Raw genomic sequence first — 596 nt, 5'->3', positions numbered from 1 at the left:
GAGCGGTTTTGCTTTGCGTAGAAGGAACCAAAGTGCGGCCAGCGTGGTCGTCTGGCAATGGCACCTTACTCAATTGATTTGCGCCAGAAAGTGGTCGATGCGTACGAGCGCGGGGTGGGTTCACAGCGCCAAGTAGCCGAGCTTTTTGGCGTCAGTATCTCGTTTGTCGAGAAGCTTTTCATGCGGCTGCGAAGCACCGGAGCAGTGGCGCCAAAGCCGCACGCCGGCGGAAAGCGATCGCGTCTGGATGAAGCCGCGCGACAGCGTCTGGCGCAGTGGCTGCACACGCAGTCCGATCTGACGCTCAACGAGTTGGCGCAGCGCCTGAAGACCGAATTGGACATTCCTATCGGCTTGCCCCGACTGTGTCGGGTGCTCAAGCAGATGCAACTGTCGCGAAAAAAAAGACGCTCCATGCGACGGAACGTGACGCCGACTCGGTAATTGAAGCGCGCGCGGCTTATCGGGAGGAGGTGGCCCAACATCCCCCGTCACGATTGTGCTTCATCGATGAATCGGGCGTGAACATTGCGATGACTCGTCATTACGGCCGTGCCCTGCGCGGTGAGCGGGTGCCCGACGCGGTGCCGAAAAAT

At 59.7% G+C, this 596-nt stretch carries 1 protein-coding gene; it reads left to right on the top strand.

The annotated features are described in order from the left end of the window. Positions 1–57 precede the first annotated feature (57 nt). Complete coding sequence (locus tag GO606_RS00635; protein WP_169120950.1) at positions 58–444, top strand: helix-turn-helix domain-containing protein; 387 nt, start codon at positions 58–60, stop codon at positions 442–444. The last annotated feature ends 152 nt before the right edge of the window (positions 445–596 follow it).

The sequence above is a fragment of the Aromatoleum anaerobium genome (assembly GCF_012910705.2).
GTDB lineage: Bacteria > Pseudomonadota > Gammaproteobacteria > Burkholderiales > Rhodocyclaceae > Aromatoleum > Aromatoleum anaerobium.
This window is presented reverse-complemented; position numbering and strand designations above follow the sequence as displayed.

What these genes read in the sequence shown, in the direction of transcription:
- GO606_RS00635 (WP_169120950.1), top strand. Translation starts at nt 58, where the DNA reads ATGGCACCTTACTCAATTGATTTGCGCCAGAAAGTGGTCGATGCGTAC.